The organism is Paraburkholderia metrosideri (assembly GCF_904848625.1).
Lineage (GTDB): Bacteria > Pseudomonadota > Gammaproteobacteria > Burkholderiales > Burkholderiaceae > Paraburkholderia > Paraburkholderia metrosideri.
The window spans coordinates 103668-119034 of sequence record NZ_CAJHCP010000017.1 but is presented as its reverse complement, the minus strand read 5'-3'; the positions used below and the strand labels follow the sequence as shown (position 1 = coordinate 119034).

General features: G+C 62.1%; 15 protein-coding genes. 11 read left to right on the top strand and 4 right to left on the bottom strand.

Translation table 11 applies throughout. From position 1 onward, the window contains the following. Positions 1-695 precede the first annotated feature (695 nt). The 4 genes from bioA to bioB are packed head-to-tail and all read left to right on the top strand — an operon-like array spanning position 696 to position 5159. Entirely contained in the window at positions 696-2084 is a 1389-nt protein-coding gene (bioA, locus tag LMG28727_RS30135; RefSeq protein ID WP_201645987.1) for an adenosylmethionine--8-amino-7-oxononanoate transaminase, read from the top strand. Next, entirely contained in the window at positions 2084-3268 is a 1185-nt protein-coding gene (gene bioF, locus LMG28727_RS30130; protein WP_201645986.1) for an 8-amino-7-oxononanoate synthase, read from the top strand. The genes bioA and bioF overlap by 1 nt, the downstream gene beginning before the upstream one ends. Continuing rightward, a complete protein-coding gene (gene bioD, locus LMG28727_RS30125) occupies positions 3265-4032 on the top strand; it encodes a dethiobiotin synthase (RefSeq protein ID WP_201645985.1) in 768 nt (255 codons plus the stop codon). Before bioF ends, bioD begins: the two co-directional genes overlap by 4 nt. A 35-nt stretch (positions 4033-4067) precedes the next feature. Beyond that, positions 4068-5159 (top strand): biotin synthase BioB, encoded by a 1092-nt coding sequence (gene bioB, locus LMG28727_RS30120; RefSeq protein ID WP_201645984.1) that lies wholly within the window; start codon positions 4068-4070, stop codon positions 5157-5159. A gap of 103 nt (positions 5160-5262) precedes the next feature. Here the strand turns inward: bioB and LMG28727_RS30115 are convergent, their stop codons facing one another. Together LMG28727_RS30115 and LMG28727_RS30110 are read right to left on the bottom strand one after the other, a co-directional pair. Beyond that, complete coding sequence (locus LMG28727_RS30115) at positions 5263-6288, bottom strand: sulfate ABC transporter substrate-binding protein (protein WP_201645983.1); 1026 nt, start codon at positions 6286-6288, stop codon at positions 5263-5265. 168 nt (positions 6289-6456) lie between these two features. Then, complete coding sequence (locus tag LMG28727_RS30110) at positions 6457-7059, bottom strand: RBBP9/YdeN family alpha/beta hydrolase (protein WP_201645982.1); 603 nt, start codon at positions 7057-7059, stop codon at positions 6457-6459. Positions 7060-7417: 358 nt separating this feature from the next. Here LMG28727_RS30110 and LMG28727_RS30105 point away from each other — a divergent pair, with 358 nt between their 5' ends. From LMG28727_RS30105 to LMG28727_RS30080, 6 genes are read left to right on the top strand one after another with little or no spacing between them, the layout of a single operon-like run. Further along, positions 7418-8359 (top strand): 2-hydroxyacid dehydrogenase, encoded by a 942-nt coding sequence (locus tag LMG28727_RS30105; RefSeq protein ID WP_201645981.1) that lies wholly within the window; start codon positions 7418-7420, stop codon positions 8357-8359. A 56-nt stretch (positions 8360-8415) separates the two neighbouring features. Next, positions 8416-9342, top strand: coding sequence for a hydroxymethylglutaryl-CoA lyase (locus LMG28727_RS30100; RefSeq protein ID WP_201645980.1), 927 nt, complete (start codon positions 8416-8418; stop codon positions 9340-9342). 60 nt (positions 9343-9402) lie between these two features. Further along, a complete protein-coding gene (locus LMG28727_RS30095) occupies positions 9403-9924 on the top strand; it encodes a YbaK/EbsC family protein (RefSeq protein ID WP_201645979.1) in 522 nt (173 codons plus the stop codon). A gap of 4 nt (positions 9925-9928) precedes the next feature. After that, positions 9929-10171 (top strand): DUF1289 domain-containing protein, encoded by a 243-nt coding sequence (locus tag LMG28727_RS30090; RefSeq protein WP_201645978.1) that lies wholly within the window; start codon positions 9929-9931, stop codon positions 10169-10171. Then, on the top strand, positions 10168-10644 hold the full coding sequence (locus LMG28727_RS30085) for a MaoC family dehydratase (protein WP_201645977.1): 477 nt from the start codon (positions 10168-10170) through the stop codon (positions 10642-10644). The genes LMG28727_RS30090 and LMG28727_RS30085 overlap by 4 nt, the downstream gene beginning before the upstream one ends. Next, positions 10641-11561, top strand: coding sequence for an MBL fold metallo-hydrolase (locus LMG28727_RS30080; protein WP_201645976.1), 921 nt, complete (start codon positions 10641-10643; stop codon positions 11559-11561). Before LMG28727_RS30085 ends, LMG28727_RS30080 begins: the two co-directional genes overlap by 4 nt. A gap of 314 nt (positions 11562-11875) precedes the next feature. Here LMG28727_RS30080 and LMG28727_RS30075 read toward each other — a convergent pair whose 3' ends face one another. Further along, the gene (locus tag LMG28727_RS30075) at positions 11876-12766 is read right to left on the bottom strand and encodes an alpha/beta fold hydrolase (RefSeq protein WP_201645975.1); all 891 of its coding nucleotides are present in this window, start codon (positions 12764-12766) and stop codon (positions 11876-11878) included. Positions 12767-13122: 356 nt separating this feature from the next. Between LMG28727_RS30075 and LMG28727_RS30070 the strand changes: the two genes are divergently transcribed. Beyond that, positions 13123-14082 carry an NAD(P)H-dependent flavin oxidoreductase gene (locus tag LMG28727_RS30070; RefSeq protein WP_201645974.1) on the top strand — a complete coding sequence of 320 codons (960 nt, stop codon included), beginning with the start codon at positions 13123-13125 and terminating at the stop codon, positions 14080-14082. Positions 14083-14292: 210 nt separating this feature from the next. Here LMG28727_RS30070 and LMG28727_RS30065 read toward each other — a convergent pair whose 3' ends face one another. Continuing rightward, positions 14293-15225, bottom strand: coding sequence for a LysR family transcriptional regulator (locus LMG28727_RS30065; RefSeq protein WP_201645973.1), 933 nt, complete (start codon positions 15223-15225; stop codon positions 14293-14295). Positions 15226-15367 lie beyond the last annotated feature (142 nt).

Sequence of the window (15367 nt, the reverse complement as noted above, 5' to 3'; positions counted from 1 at the left end):
CTCCCACACACCGCAAAAAGAACGCCCTTTCCGGCGAGCACGAAGTGCGAGGCGGGAAGTATGACTGCCTTGTCACGAACGCGGAGTGTGCGGAAGCACCGATTCCAGATGTTCCACTACCCCCTCCAAGCCAGGGGACCCACTTAAGAGCTGGCGGTGTGAGCCCGCTTTCTTTGCTTACTTTCTTTGCGGCGGCAAAGAAAGTGAGTGCCGCCCCGCACAGGGGCAACACCAATAGACCACCGTGAAAGCAAGGAAAGGCCAACGCCCAAAGCACACCCCCAAACCTACCAAGCACAAGCAAGCAAAGAAGCCACCCCGAGATAAGCCCAACAAGAAAGCACGAAAAGGCCAACACCCGAGGAGCGCACCCAAACCACCCGGAACGGGCAAAAAACCCCGACCCCACCCCCATTCCCCTCCCACACCCTCAACTACTTTGCCGTCGCTAACTCCGCCCATTAGCGAGCTTCCCTCCCGAACTGAACCCACCTGCTCAAAACATCGCCAAACCCCGCCCCAGCAAGGCAAACAGCGCATCCAACAGCTAGTGCAGAACCCCCGATAAACCGCTAATCTCGACCCCGCACGCCCGCCAAAAGCCGCGCGCAGCGCCCAAAAACCCGAGCGCGTCGCACCTGACAAGGCCCTAAAAAGCCCCGCGCAGCGGCAAAAAAGCACCGTTGGAGCACCCTTTGGAAAATTCAGCAGCACAAGCAGCAAAACCAGCACAACCAGCACGCTCCGTCGCCCCAGAAGACTGGGTCGCCCGCAGCCTGCGTGCCGTATGGCACCCGTGCACCCAGATGAAGCACCACGAGCGTCTACCGCTCGTCCCCGTCGCGCGTGGACAAGGCGCGTGGCTCTACGACCGCGCCAATCACCGCTATCTGGACGCCATCAGTTCCTGGTGGGTCAACCTGTTCGGTCACGCGAACCCGCGCATCAACGCGGCGCTGAAAGATCAGCTCGACACGCTCGAACACGCGATGCTCGCGGGCTGCACGCACGAACCGGCCATCGAACTCGCAGAACGTCTTCACGCGCTGACCGGCAATACGCTCGGCCATGCGTTCTTCGCATCGGATGGCGCATCCGCCGTCGAGATCGCGCTGAAGATGAGCTTCCACTCGTGGCGCAACCAGGGTTTCGCGGACAAGCAGGAATTCGTCTGCATCGCCAACAGCTACCACGGCGAAACCATCGGCGCGCTCGGCGTCACCGATGTCGCACTGTTCAAGGACGCCTACGATCCATTGATCCGCCACGCGCACGTCGGCGCATCGCCGGACGCGCGCCTCGCGCAACCCGGTGAATCCGCCGCCGATGTCGCACGCCGCGCGCTCGATCACGTTCGCGCGCTATTCGAATCACGCGCGGCGAAAATCGCGGCGCTGATCGTCGAGCCGCTCGTGCAATGCGCGGCCGGCATGGCGATGCACGACACGTCGTACATCGCGGGCCTGCGCGCTCTGTGCGACCAGTACGGCGTGCATCTGATCGCCGACGAGATCGCGGTCGGTTGCGGCCGCACCGGCACGTTCTTCGCCTGCGAACAAGCCGGCATCTGGCCGGACTTTTTGTGTCTGTCGAAGGGAATTAGCGGCGGCTATCTGCCGCTGTCGATCGTGTTGTCGCGCGACGAAATCTACGCGGCCTTCTATCACGACGACACGGCTCGCGGCTTCCTGCATTCGCACTCATACACCGGCAATCCGCTCGCTTGCCGCGCAGCCGTTGCCACGCTCGACCTGTTCGCGAGTGACAACGTGCTGGCGGTCAACGCGCAGAAATCCGCGCAGTTGAAGAGCGCGCTCGCGCCGCTCGCCGAGCATCGGCAGGTGCGCAATCTGCGTCAGTGCGGCACGATCTTCGCGTTCGACGCGGTGATCGACGACGCGCAGCACGCGAAAACTTTCTCGCGCCGCTTCTTCGAAAACGCGCTGCAACGCGAACTGCTGCTACGCCCGATCGGCACCACGGTGTACCTGATGCCGCCTTACATCCTCGACGACGAAGAACTTGCGCTGCTCGCCTCACGCACGCGCGAAACCTTTGAAGCCACGCTCGCGGAGGTTCGCTGATGCATCTGCTCGACACCCTGGCGCAGGGGCTAAAAGAGATCGACGAACGTGGGCTGCGCCGTCGCCGCCGCACCGCCGACACACCCTGTGCCGCGCACATGAGCGTCGACGGCCGCGAGATGATCGGCTTTGCGAGTAACGATTATCTCGGCCTCGCTGCGCATCCACGACTGATCGAAGCGATCGCCGAAGGCGCGCGGCTTTACGGCGCAGGCAGCGGCGGTTCGCATCTGCTCGGCGGTCACTCGCGTGCGCACGCGCAGCTTGAAGACGATCTCGCGGAATTCACCGGCGGCTTCATCGACAACCCGCGCGCGCTGTACTTCAGCACCGGCTATATGTCCAATCTGGCGACGCTCACTGCGCTCGCGGGTCGCGGCACGACGCTCTTCTCCGACTCGTTGAATCACGCGTCGTTGATCGACGGCGCGCGGTTGTCGCGTGCCGACGTGCAGATCTATCCGCACTGCGATGTGGATGCGTTGAGCGCCATGCTTGAAGCGTCGGACGCGGAAGTCAAAGTGATCGTCTCCGATACCGTGTTCAGCATGGACGGCGATATCGCACCGCTGCCGCGTCTGCTGGAACTCGCGGAACAGCACGGCGCGTGGCTGATCGTCGATGATGCGCACGGCTTCGGCGTGCTCGGTCCGCAAGGACGCGGCGCTATTGCGCAAGCCGCGCTGCGTTCGCCGAACCTTATTTCGATCGGCACGCTCGGCAAGGCCGCGGGCGTCTCGGGCGCGTTTGTCACAGCGCATGAGACCGTGATCGAATGGCTGGTGCAGCGCGCGCGTCCGTACATCTTCACGACGGCGTCGGTGCCCGCTGCGGCGCATGCGGTGTCGGCGAGTCTGCGCATCATCGGTGGCGACGAAGGCGATGCGCGACGTGCTCATCTTCAGCAATTGATCGAGCGCACGCGGGCCATGCTGAAAGCCACACCGTGGCTTCCCGTCGATTCGCACACTGCCGTGCAACCGCTGATCATCGGCGCTAATGACGCGACGCTCGACATCGCGGCCACGCTCGATCGCGCGGGACTGTGGGTTCCGGCAATCCGTCCGCCGACCGTACCGACCGGTACTTCGCGTTTGCGAATCTCGCTTTCCGCCGCGCATTCGCACGCGGATCTGGATCGGCTCGAAGCGGGCCTGCAGCAAATCGGAGCGAAGGCAGCATGAACAGCATGAGCAAAAAAGCACTGTCTTTATTCGTCACCGGCACCGACACGGAAATTGGCAAAACATTCGTTTCGTCGGCGCTGTTGCGCGGATTCGTTCGTGAAGGCCTGCAGGCCTCCGCTATGAAGCCGATCGCCGCGGGTGCATTCGAACTGAACGGCGTGCTGCATAACGAGGACGCGGATCAACTGGACGCCGCGTCGAACGTGTTGTTGCCGCCGGCCATGCGCACGCCGTATCTGCTGAAAGAACCTGCCGCGCCGCATATCGCGGCCGCGTTGGAAAACGTGACGTTCGATCTTTCGCATATCGTCGATTGCCATGCACAAGCGGTGCAGCGCGCGGACATCGTCGTGGTGGAAGGTGTCGGGGGTTTCCGCGTGCCGCTGACCGCGACGCAGGACACCGCCGACCTCGCCGTCGCGCTGAAGCTGCCGGTCGTACTGGTAGTCGGCATGCGCCTCGGCTGCATCAGCCATGCACTGCTCACCGCCGAAGCCATCGCCGCGCGCGGACTCACGCTCGCCGGTTGGGTCGCGAATCGCGTGGATCCCGACATGACCTTCCCCGATGAAAACATCGCGTCGATTCGCGAGCATCTCGCGCGTGAACACGACGCGCCGCTGCTCGGCATCGTGCCGCATCTGAGCCCGACGTCGCCCGAACTTGCGGCCGAGCAGCTCGACATCGACCGGCTTTTGCAGACGCTGCGCGCTTTGCGGTCTGAATCACTGACCAATACACAGCCCCACGCGCAACGCTGATCCAAACATCCCTTCTATCCAAGAGGATTGACCTTATGACGCATCTGAACATCACCCCGACGGCAGCCGACGCAGCCGCAGCAAACAACCACGCCAACGCCGCGGCGGCAGGCGATGCAAAACCGGTCGCACGCTGGCGCGTCGCCGACATCATCGCGCTGTACGAACTGCCGTTCAACGACCTGATGTTCCGCGCCCAGCAAACGCATCGCGAGCATTTCGACGCGAACACCGTGCAACTGTCGACGCTGCTGTCGATCAAGACCGGCGGTTGCGAAGAAGATTGCGCGTACTGTCCGCAATCGGTGCATCACGACACGGGCCTGCAAGCCGACAAGCTGATGCCGGTCGACGAAGTGCTCGCCGCCGCGAAGGTTGCGAAAGAAAATGGCGCGACGCGCTTCTGTATGGGCGCTGCGTGGCGCAATCCGAAAGACCGTCACCTGGAACCGATCAAGGACATGATCCGCGGCGTGAAGGCGATGGGTCTCGAAACCTGTGTGACGCTCGGCATGCTCGAAACGCATCAGGCGCAAGCGCTGCGCGATGCGGGCCTCGACTACTACAACCACAACCTCGACACGTCGCCGGAGTTCTACGGCCAGATCATTTCGACGCGCACGTATCAGGACCGCCTCGACACGCTCGAACGGGTGCGCGATGCGGGTATCAACGTGTGCTGTGGCGGGATCGTGGGTCTGGGTGAATCGCGTCGCGAGCGCGCTGGGTTGATCTCGCAACTGGCGAACATGGAGCCGTATCCGGAATCGGTGCCGATCAACAATCTGGTTCAGGTCGAAGGCACGCCGCTGACGGGCACTGAAGCCATCGATCCGTTCGAATTCGTGCGCACGATCGCAGTGGCGCGTATCACGATGCCGAAGGCAATGGTGCGTCTGTCGGCAGGTCGCGAGCAGATGGATGAAGCGTTGCAGGCGCTGTGTTTCCTCGCTGGCGCGAATTCGATTTTTTACGGTGACCAGTTGCTGACCACCAGCAATCCGCAAGCCGAAGCCGATCGCAAGCTGCTGGAGCGCCTCGGCATTCGCGCTGAAGCTGCGCAGCAGATGCCGCTGGATCAGAGCGGTTGCGAGCATGGCTGCGATACGCACGCCGCGCCGAACTGAGCATTGAATCAGGCGTGCGATAAAACGCCCGCTTGAGTGCGCGAATAAACAAAGGGCCGCGTGTCTCACGACACGCGGCCCTTCTCACATCCAATTTCCAGACTTACTTCTTGTCGACGATGATCTGATCGAACGTGCCGCCATCGGCGAAATGGGTTTGCTGCGCTTTTTGCCAGCTACCGAACATCTCTTCGACGGTGAAGGTTTTGATCGGCTTGAACTCGGCAGCATGCTTGGCCAGCACGTTCTTATCACGCGGACGCAGATGATGTTGCGCGATGATTTCCTGCGCAGCTGGCGACCACAGATAGTCCAGGTAAGCCTGCGCTTGCTTGCGCGTGCCGCGCTTGTCGACCACCTTGTCGACGATAGTCACCGGGGGAGCCGCCAGCAGACTCACCGACGGATACACCGCTTCGAAGTTACCCGCGCCCACACCCGTGTCGATCAGCGACACTTCGTTTTCGAACGTCACTAGCACGTCGCCAATACCGCGTTGGGTGAACGTGGTCGTCGCGCCACGGCCACCCGTATCGAGCACCGGCACGTTCTTGAAGATCGCTTTTTCGAAGTCGAGCGCCTGCGCGTCGGTGCCGCCGTGCTGCTTGCGGAAACCCCACGCGGCGAGATACGCATAGCGTCCGTTGCCCGATGTCTTCGGATTCGCGATCACCACCTGCACGCCAGGTTTCGCGAGATCGTCCCAGTCCTTGATGTGCTTCGGATTGCCTTTGCGCACGAGGAACACCATGGTCGTCGTGTACGGTGCGCTGTCGTCCGGCAGACGTGCGCGCCAATTGGCCGGCACCAGTTGGCCTTTTTCGGCGAGCAGGTCGATGTCGTTAGGCTGGTTCATCGTCACGACGTCAGCCTGCAAACCTTGCAGCACCGACAACGCCTGCGCGCTCGACGCGCCGTGCGACTGGCGAATCGACACGGTCTCACCGCTCTTCTGCTTATACGCCGTGATAAAGCCGGAGTTGATGTCCTTATACAACTCGCGCGTCACGTCGTATGACACGTTGAGCAACGATGTGTCGGCGTGTGCCGTCGACACAGCGCCCAACGCGAGCGTGATTGCCGTCATGCCGGCTGCGAGCCAGCGCGAAGTCCCCGTCTTGCCTGCCATCTTGTCCCCGCCTATCGATAATAAAAACCTGTGGCTGCACGAATATGCAGCGTGAAGCGGGATTCTAACGGATTGCTTAACAGATCAGCAGGGGCCTCGATGGGACCGCTTGCAGGCTGAATCCGCTGCATTCAATGCATCCGGCGCGGGGCACGCCAGCCAATTCCTTCAAACGAACGCGTGCTGCGCAGGCTCGAACTCGTCCTCGCGAAAGCGCAGCGGCGCGGCACAATGCACGAGCGTATCGATAAGATACTTTGAACGCGGCCACGGACCAAAGCCGGCCGCCGTGTTGATATGCCCTGCATCGCCAAGATTCACGAAGGCGCTGCCGAAACGTTGTGCGAGATCGCGCGAGCCGGCGAGCGGCATCCACGGATCGGTTTCGCTGCCGATCAGAATCGACGGCACGCCGAGGCGCCGCGCTTCGAACGGCCCGGCAAACGCGAATTTTTGAGGACTCGCAGGCGCGACGAACAGCACGCCGACCACATCGTTCGCATACGACGCCTGCTGCAACGCATGCGCGGTCGCGAGGCATCCGAAGCTATGCGCGGCAAGTACGAACGGGCCCCGCTCACGCGCCAGCAGTTCGCGCAACGACTGCGCCCATCGCGCGACATTGGGGGCATCCCAATCGGTCTGCTCGACGCGCAGCGAGCGCGCGAACTGACGCTCCAGCCACGTTTGCCAGTGCGCGCCTTCACTGCCATGCAAACCGGGAACGGTGACGAGTCGCGGTGGCCATGTCGATTTGGTGCATGAAAGCATGTGGGTGCCTCGCTGCGGGAATCCGGGAAATGATTGTCCCGCTGCGAGCGTTAGCGGCGAACCAAGTTTTTGTGCTTTGGTTATGGGCAAATGAAAGCCACCGCGCGAACCGGGCCACGTGACAGTACTGCCCGCGCCATGTGCAGGCGCGCCTGCAAGAACGAACCGCTACGCCACGATGCGCCGCGTTACCGCACGGCCGTTCGCAATTGCGCGCGATCCACGTTGAAAAAGTAGAATGAGGTTTATCTATCAACGCAGGAGACCCCATGCCGCAAGCATTGCTGGAAGCAGCGCAGGCGTTGTGCCGTGGCGCGGGCGCGGTCCGTCCCGGCAACGCGGGCGTCTGCGGGCCCGTATGAAAATCCTCTTCTATATGCCACATGCCGACGCCGCTGCGTGGTTGCACGACTTCGCCCGCGCACTGCCCGACGCCGATTTGCGTGAATGGCAGCCCGGCGATACCGCACCGGCCGACTTCGCGGTGGTATGGCGGCCTCCGCGTGACATGCTTGCCGGCCGTGACGGTCTGCGCGCGATTTTCAATCTCGGCGCAGGCGTCGATGCGATCCTCGCGCTGGAACACGAACATCCCGGCACATTGCCCCGCCACGCACAGCTGATTCGCCTCGAAGACGGCGGCATGGCACCGCAAATGGCCGAATATGTGGCGCATGCGGTGCTGCGCTATCTACGGCGTTTCGACGAATATCAAACGTTGCAGAACGAACGCGAGTGGCACGCGCTCGAACCGCACCCGCGAGAAAGTTTTACGGTCGGTATCCTCGGACTCGGCGTGCTCGGCGCGCACGTGGCGCAAACCGTTGCGGCATTCGGCATGCCGGTGCGCGGCTATAGCCGCAGCGCCCGGCAGATCGACGGTGTCAGGACGTTCGCGGGTGAAGCGCAATTCGATGCATTTCTCGACGGCGTAAAGGTGTTGGTGAACCTGCTACCGCATACACCCGGCACGCGCGGCGTGCTGAATGCAGAAGTCTTTGCGAAGCTTGCGCGCGGCGCGTATCTGATCAACGTCGCACGCGGCGGGCATCTGATCGAACAGGATCTGCTCGATGCGTTAGCGAGCGGACAATTGGCCGCCGCCACACTCGACGTGTTCCGCGAAGAACCGTTATCCGCCGATCATCCGTTCTGGAACGAGCCGCGCATCACGATCACCCCGCATATCTCCGCCCTGACATTGCGCAGCGAAAGCGTTGAACAGGTCGCGCGAAAAATCAACGCATTGGTGCGTGGCGAAAGCGTGAGCGGCGTGGTGAATCTGGAGCGCGGATACTGAACGGCACGACCGCTTCAAACTGAAAGAGCGCCGCGACACGCGGCAGGAGACAGAACATGGCCATTCCCCAGCAAGTAAAAATCGTCGAAGTCGGCCCGCGTGACGGGCTGCAGAACGAGAAAGAATTCGTGCCCACCGCGACCAAGGTCGAGTTGATCAACCGCCTGTCGGCGGCGGGTATGCGCAATGTCGAGGCAGCGTCGTTCGTATCGCCGAAATGGGTGCCGCAAATGGCCGACGGCGCTGACGTGATGGCCGGCATCGAACGGCGTCCGGGCACGATCTACTCCGTGTTGACGCCGAACCTGCGCGGCTTCGAGGGCGCCCTCGCCGCCCATGCCGATGAGATCGTGATTTTCGGCGCGGCCAGCGAAGCGTTTTCGCAGAAGAACATCAATTGCAGCATTGCCGAGAGCATCGATCGCTTCGCGCCGGTGGCTCAGGCCGCGAAGGAACATGGCATCCGGATTCGCGGCAGTGTGTCGTGCGCGCTGGGTTGTCCGTATCAAGGCGACGTGCCGGTGGCGTCGGTGGTGGATGTGGTTCAGCGCTTCGCCGCGCTCGGTTGCGATGAAATCGATATCGCCGATACGATCGGCGTCGGCACACCGAAGCGCACGCGCGAAGTGTTCGAAGCGGTGACCCAGGTGTTTCCGCGTGAGCGTCTGTCGGGCCATTTTCACGATACGTACGGCCAGGCACTCGCGAATATCTACGCGGCGTTGCAGGAAGGTATCGAGATTTATCACGCGTCGGTCGCGGGGCTGGGCGGCTGTCCGTATGCGAAAGGCGCCACGGGTAACGTCGCGACCGAAGACGTGCTGTATCTGATGAACGGCCTCGGGATCGAAACCGGCATCGACCTCGCGCAAGTCGTGGCGATCGGCGATTTCATTTCGACTTCGATTGGCCGGCCCAATGTATCGCGCGCCGGTAAGGCCCTGCTCGCGAAAGCGCGCAGCGAAGCGGCGAATTGCGTGTGACTTTTCGCCGGATGTCTTTTGTTCAACATCCCGCTCACCTATCAATCAGGACCTGAAACGATGAACGACCAAGCGTCCCTCGAATCCGACGATCTCACCGCGCTGCCCGATTCGGCACGCCGTGTCGCGCAACTGTTACGCGAACGCGGTCACGCCGGCCGGATCGTCATGTTGCCGGAAACCGGCAAGACTTCCGCCGAAGCCGCCGCCGGACTTGGCTGCTCGGTTGCACAGATCGCCAAGTCGATTCTGTTTCGCCGCCGTGAAGACGATGCACCGGTGCTGGTGGTTGCAAGCGGCGCGAATCGCGTCGACGAAAAGAAAGTGGCCGCGCAAGTCGGTGAGATTGGGCGCGCGGACGCGAAGTTCGTCCGCGAGAAAACGGGCTATGCGATTGGTGGTGTGTGTCCGATCGGTCACGCTACTGAACCCGTCACGCTGATCGACGCCGATCTGCTCGCGCTCGACAGCCTGTGGGCCGCCGCCGGTCATCCGCACGCCGTGTTCAATCTGACGGCGCAGGAACTGATCGCGCTGACGGGCGCGCCGGTGGTCGACGTGGCACTGCGCGAAACGGCGTGATGCGATGACGACGAGCGAGCGTAACGATACCGAAGACGACGACGCTTCGGTTCTGTCACCGTGCATTAGCGTGTGCAGGATGGATGCATCGACCGGATGGTGCGAAGGATGTTTGCGCACCATTGAGGAAATCGCCGGCTGGTCGTTATTCGGCGACGACGAAAAGCGCGCGGTCTGGAATGCGATCGAAGTGCGCCACGCGCAGTTCCTCGCCCTGCATGCGCAACAACCGAAGGGTTCGCAATGACCGCCGCGCCACGCATCGTCACGATTGGCGAGACCTTCAGTTCGACGTTGGCGCTATCCGCGGAATCGGTGAAATCGTTCGCTACGCTCGTCAACGACCTCAACCCGCTGCATCACGATGACGCGTACGCCGCGCAAAGCCGGTTCGGCGGATTGATCGCGTCGGGCACGCAGCCCACCGCGCATTTCATGGCACTGCTCGCCACGCACTTTTCGACTTTCGCGCAACCGCTCGGCCTTGAATTCGATATCAAGCTGAAAAAAGCAGTCCACGCAAGCGACACGCTGACCATCACCTGGCGTGTGCGCGACGCACACTGGAAGGCAAGCCTGAATGGCGACCTCACGCATCTCGAAGGCAGCGTCGTGAATCAGCGCGGCGACACGATGTTGATCGGCACGTCGACCATTCTGGTCATGCCGAAACCTGAAGAAGCGCCTGCGCACGCAGATGCGAAACTGGCCACCCCATGATCACACTGCCGGAATCGATCCGCGTATTTGAACGAGGCTGGCTGTCGTCGAACAATGTGCTGTTGACCGACGACAACTGCGCCGCACTCGTCGACACCGGTTATGCGACGCACGCGCCGCAAACACTCGCGCTGGTGCAGCAAACGCTGGGCGCGCGGCCACTCGATCTGATCGTCAATACGCACCTGCATTCGGACCATTGCGGCGGCAATGCGTTGTTGCAAGCGGCATGGCCGTGCCGCACGCTGATCCCCGAATCGGAAGCCGATAACGTGCGCGACTGGAACGAGGCGCGTCTCACGTTTCGCGCAACCGGCCAGATCTGCGAACGCTTCACCTTCAGCGGGACCATCGCGCCGGGCGCGCAACTGCGGCTAGGTGCACTCGACTGGCAAGTGCTGGGCGCGCCAGGCCACGATCCTCATTCGCTGATGCTGTATTGCGCGAGCGAGCGCATCCTGATCAGCGCGGACGCACTGTGGGAAAGCGGCTTCGGGGTGATCTTTCCGGAACTCGAAGGCGAAAGCGGTTTCGCCGAACAGCAGGCCGTGCTCGAAGCCATTGCGAAACTGGACGTGCGGGTGGTGATTCCCGGCCATGGCGCACCGTTCACGAATATCGAACAGGCGCTTGAACGCGCATTTTCGCGGCTCGCGTGGTTGCGTGGCGATCCCGCACGCAACGCGAAGAACGCGTTGAAGGTGCTGATCGTATTCAGGCTGCTCGACGTTCGGGCAATGCGTTTCGATGAACTGCTAGGGCTGCTCGATGATGCCGCCGTGATGCGCGCCGCCGCATCGATGCTCAAGCCGCGCGACGAGTGGCCTGGGTTGATTGCGGATCTTGTCAGTGAACTCGCGGCAAACAATGGGCCGCTGCAACTAGACGGCGCGCGGGTTATCGCACGTCAACAGTGATGAACGGGTGCGTGACGTGAATATCACCGCCCTAACCTCGCGCGACACAAAACCGTCGCCACAAAAAGAAAGCCGCTCGACCATCAAGGCGAGCGGCGGAAATTCTGTCGGACGTGATCAGCGTCTGTACGGATGATACGCGTGCGGGTTTTTGGACCGCATCGGTGATTTCCCTACAGAAGGTTGACGCTATTTTTTAGGTCCGCAGACACCTCTGTCAGCAGGTCTCCTGTCGCCAGAGTCAGGATCATTGCTCCGCTGATATGAACAATGACCTCTTTTGTTTATTCCGGAATCCGTACCATCGTGGCGGGTTATTGTTCGACTGCTTCGAAGAAAGACAGCATCTCGGCAACCAGTTCATCCGAGGCCTCTTCGGGTATGTAATGCCCGCAAGACAGTGAACGGCCACTGACATCGCGCGCCACGTGACGCCATTCGGCCAGCGCATCGAAGCACTTTTCGATCACGCCTTTATCGCCCCACAGCACGCGCATCGGGCAACCAATCTTGTTGCCGCGTTCGATGTCGGCACGATCGTGCTCGAGGTCGATGCTCGCCGACGCCCGATAGTCTTCGCACATTGCATGCACCGCGCCGGGTTGTGCGAGCGCGGCGCGATAGGCGTCGAGCGAAGCCGGTTCGAACGGAGCCAGTCCCGCGTGACGCCCGCCCATCACTGCATCGACATAAGCGGCCGGGTTCGCGCCGATCAGCGTTTCGGGCAACGGCTCGGGCTGGATCAGGAAGAACCAGTGGAAATAATGCGTGGCGAACGTGCGGTCGGTGGCCTCGTACATCGCGAGCGTCGGCGCGATGTCCAGCAGCATCAGGCGCTCGACGGCATCGGCATGATCCAGCGCCATCCGGTGAGCGACGCGCGCGCCGCGATCGTGCGCGCACACGAGGAATCTGTCGTAGCCGAAATGGCGCATGACCGCGACCTGATCGGCCGCCATCGTACGTTTGGAATACGGCATGTGCGTGGCGTCGCTGGCCGGTTTGCCCGACGCGCCGTAACCGCGCAGATCGGTAGCAATCACGGTGAAGTGCGCGGCCAGTTGCGCAGCACAGCGCTCCCAGATCAGGTGCGATTGAGGATGGCCGTGCAGCAGCAACAGCGGCGGCCCGACTCCCCCTTTCACTCCGAAAATATCGACATCGCCCACGGCGACGCGAAAGGGCGTGAAATTTTCGAAGGCCATGGCGTCTCTCTTGTCATTTGGGAGTTCGAGCATTGTAGAAGCCCAATCTGTTCATACGAGTGGGATAACCCACGCAAACGTAGAACCTGAACTCTCCTTCCAACTGTTCCAAACGATCCAGCGACGCGCATGCTTCACGCTTCGCCTATAATCGAACGACCGTTCTTAAATTTTCGGACGGACATGGTTTCGGGTGAAGGCTTGGTCCGACACGCGCCAGGATCGTGATGGCAGCGTGACTGTCAGCCAGCCTCGGCTTGCTGCTTGCCGTGTGCGCCATTCCATGTGCCGCTAAACTCATCAAACGCCAGGCGCTCAACACCGCGCCGGTTCGTCCAAATCAGGAGACTCGCACTATGGCATTGCCCGCCGTTCTGCAAAACCTTGCGCTGCCCGTCGTCGCTTCGCCGATGTTCATCGTCAGCTATCCCGAACTCGTGTTGGCCCAATGTAAGGCTGGGATCGTCGGTTCATTCCCGGCGCTGAATGCGCGCCCCGCGGAATTGCTCGATGAATGGCTCACGCAGATCCAGGCGCAGCTCGCCGAGCACAAGGCGGCCAATCCCGATGCGATCATCGGGCCGATTGCCGTCAATCAGATCGTCCATCAGTCGAATACGCGGCTTGAGCACGACGTGCGCGTGTGCGTAGAACACAAGGTGCCGATCTTCATCACCAGTCTGCGCGCGCCGGCGCGTGAAATCGTCGATGCCGTGCACAGCTATGGCGGCATCGTGCTGCATGACGTGATCAATCTGCGCCACGCGCAGAAGGCGCTGGAAGCGGGCGTCGACGGTCTGATTCTGGTGGCGTCGGGCGCGGGCGGTCACGCGGGCACGACCTCGCCGTTCGCGCTGGTCGGCGAAGTGCGGCGCATGTTCGACGGCCCGATCGTGCTGTCCGGCTCGATCGCCAACGGCGGCTCGATTCTCGCCGCGCAGGCGATGGGCGCGGACTTGGCCTACATGGGCACGCGCTTTATCGCGACCCAGGAAGCGCACGCGGTCGACAGTTACAAGCAGGCCATCGTCAAATCCACCGCATCGGACATCATCTACACGAACCTGTTCACCGGCGTGCACGGCAACTACATTCGCGAAAGCATTTTGAACGCGGGACTGGACCCGGACGCGCTGCCGGAATCGGACAAGAGCGCGATGAACTTCGCCAGCGACAAGGCGAAGGCGTGGAAGGACATCTGGGGCGCAGGCCAGGGCGTCGGTCTGATGGACGATGTGCCGAGCGTCGGTGAGCTGGTGCAGCGTCTGAAGAAGGAATATGACGACGCGAAGGCACGGCTGGGGATCGCGCGTTAAGGCTCAGCAGGTGAATGCCCCGTCGATTGACCGGCGGGGTTGTCGAGGCGCTGCGGCTCGCGTTCAGGCTGAGCCGCAGCGGATGACGCGCACATCAGGTTGATAGCGCGATGGTTTGCGCGATGCCGGCACACTGCGCCCGACACAATCAGTCAGCGCGGTGGCGCAGCCCACCATCCTGAGCGCCGCGAACCCCATGCGGGACACGCTCTAGCGCGCCGCCAACGCCTTGATCTGTTCGAGCGACGGCCACAGCGATTCGTTAGTGAACCGCTCGGCAAGAAAGTCCACAAACGAACGCACTTTCGCCGACAAATGCCGTCGGCTCGCATAGACCACATGAATCGGCAACTCGCGCGGCGGCACATCGTCCACCAGCAGCGGCACGAGACGGCCCTCGGCCAGATCGGTGCCGATCACTTCGGTACCGAGCATCGCGATACCCGCGCCTTGTAATACGAGCACGCGCTGCGCCTCCAGATGGTTGACGATGAGGTTGCCCGACAGACGCAAACGCGGCGACGTCTCGCCTGTCGCGATCTCAGGCACCGAGACACCGGCGTACTGCAAATAATTATGGCGCGCGAGATCGGCGACGCTCTTCGGCGTACCATGCCGCCGCAAATACGCGGGCGACGCGCACAGCACGAGATGCGCAGTCGCGATCTGCCTCGCGATCAGCGACGACGACTTCAATCCGCTGGGCGAAGCACGAATCGCGACGTCGAAACCCTCGTCGATCAGTTCGACCACGCGGTCGGACAAGGTCATGTCGACGGTGACTTGCGGATACTGCGCGGCATAGTCCGCGACCGCAGCCATCACGTAGCTCAAGCCAAACGCCGACAACGACGACACCCGCAATCGACCTTGGGGCACGACGCTTGCCGCGCCGACTACCTGCCCCGCTTCGTCGAGTTCGGTGAGCGCCTGGCTCAGCCGTTCATAGTATTCGCGGCCCGCCTCGGTCGGCGCGACGCGCCGCGTCGTGCGGTTCAACAGACGCGCGCCGAGTTGCTGTTCGAGGTGCATCACATGCTTGCTCGCCATCGCCGCCGACATCTCCATCCGCTCAGCCGCGCCGACAAAGCTGCCGACTTCGACCACATGGCGGAACACTTTCATGCTGACGAGGGTATCCATCTCAATCGCTCGCTTCAGGAATTAATCGACGCCATTTTGCCGTGTTTATCAAAAAATGGTCGGCAAACATGCGCGCCATGCCACTGTGCTTGCGAGCAGAAGCGACAAAGCCCGCCTTCTTCCGAAGGCGGGCTTTGCAATG

Bases quoted from the DNA above. Each gene is read 5' to 3' on its own strand.
- bioF (WP_201645986.1), top strand. From the start codon at position 2,084: ATGCATCTGCTCGACACCCTGGCGCAGGGGCTAAAAGAGATCGACGAA.
- bioD (WP_201645985.1), top strand. From the start codon at position 3,265: ATGAACAGCATGAGCAAAAAAGCACTGTCTTTATTCGTCACCGGCACC.
- bioB (WP_201645984.1), top strand. From the start codon at position 4,068: ATGACGCATCTGAACATCACCCCGACGGCAGCCGACGCAGCCGCAGCA.
- LMG28727_RS30115 (WP_201645983.1), bottom strand. From the start codon at position 6,288: ATGGCAGGCAAGACGGGGACTTCGCGCTGGCTCGCAGCCGGCATGACG.
- LMG28727_RS30110 (WP_201645982.1), bottom strand. From the start codon at position 7,059: ATGCTTTCATGCACCAAATCGACATGGCCACCGCGACTCGTCACCGTT.
- LMG28727_RS30105 (WP_201645981.1), top strand. From the start codon at position 7,418: ATGAAAATCCTCTTCTATATGCCACATGCCGACGCCGCTGCGTGGTTG.
- LMG28727_RS30100 (WP_201645980.1), top strand. From the start codon at position 8,416: ATGGCCATTCCCCAGCAAGTAAAAATCGTCGAAGTCGGCCCGCGTGAC.
- LMG28727_RS30095 (WP_201645979.1), top strand. From the start codon at position 9,403: ATGAACGACCAAGCGTCCCTCGAATCCGACGATCTCACCGCGCTGCCC.
- LMG28727_RS30090 (WP_201645978.1), top strand. From the start codon at position 9,929: ATGACGACGAGCGAGCGTAACGATACCGAAGACGACGACGCTTCGGTT.
- LMG28727_RS30085 (WP_201645977.1), top strand. From the start codon at position 10,168: ATGACCGCCGCGCCACGCATCGTCACGATTGGCGAGACCTTCAGTTCG.
- LMG28727_RS30080 (WP_201645976.1), top strand. From the start codon at position 10,641: ATGATCACACTGCCGGAATCGATCCGCGTATTTGAACGAGGCTGGCTG.
- LMG28727_RS30075 (WP_201645975.1), bottom strand. From the start codon at position 12,766: ATGGCCTTCGAAAATTTCACGCCCTTTCGCGTCGCCGTGGGCGATGTC.
- LMG28727_RS30070 (WP_201645974.1), top strand. From the start codon at position 13,123: ATGGCATTGCCCGCCGTTCTGCAAAACCTTGCGCTGCCCGTCGTCGCT.
- LMG28727_RS30065 (WP_201645973.1), bottom strand. From the start codon at position 15,225: ATGGATACCCTCGTCAGCATGAAAGTGTTCCGCCATGTGGTCGAAGTC.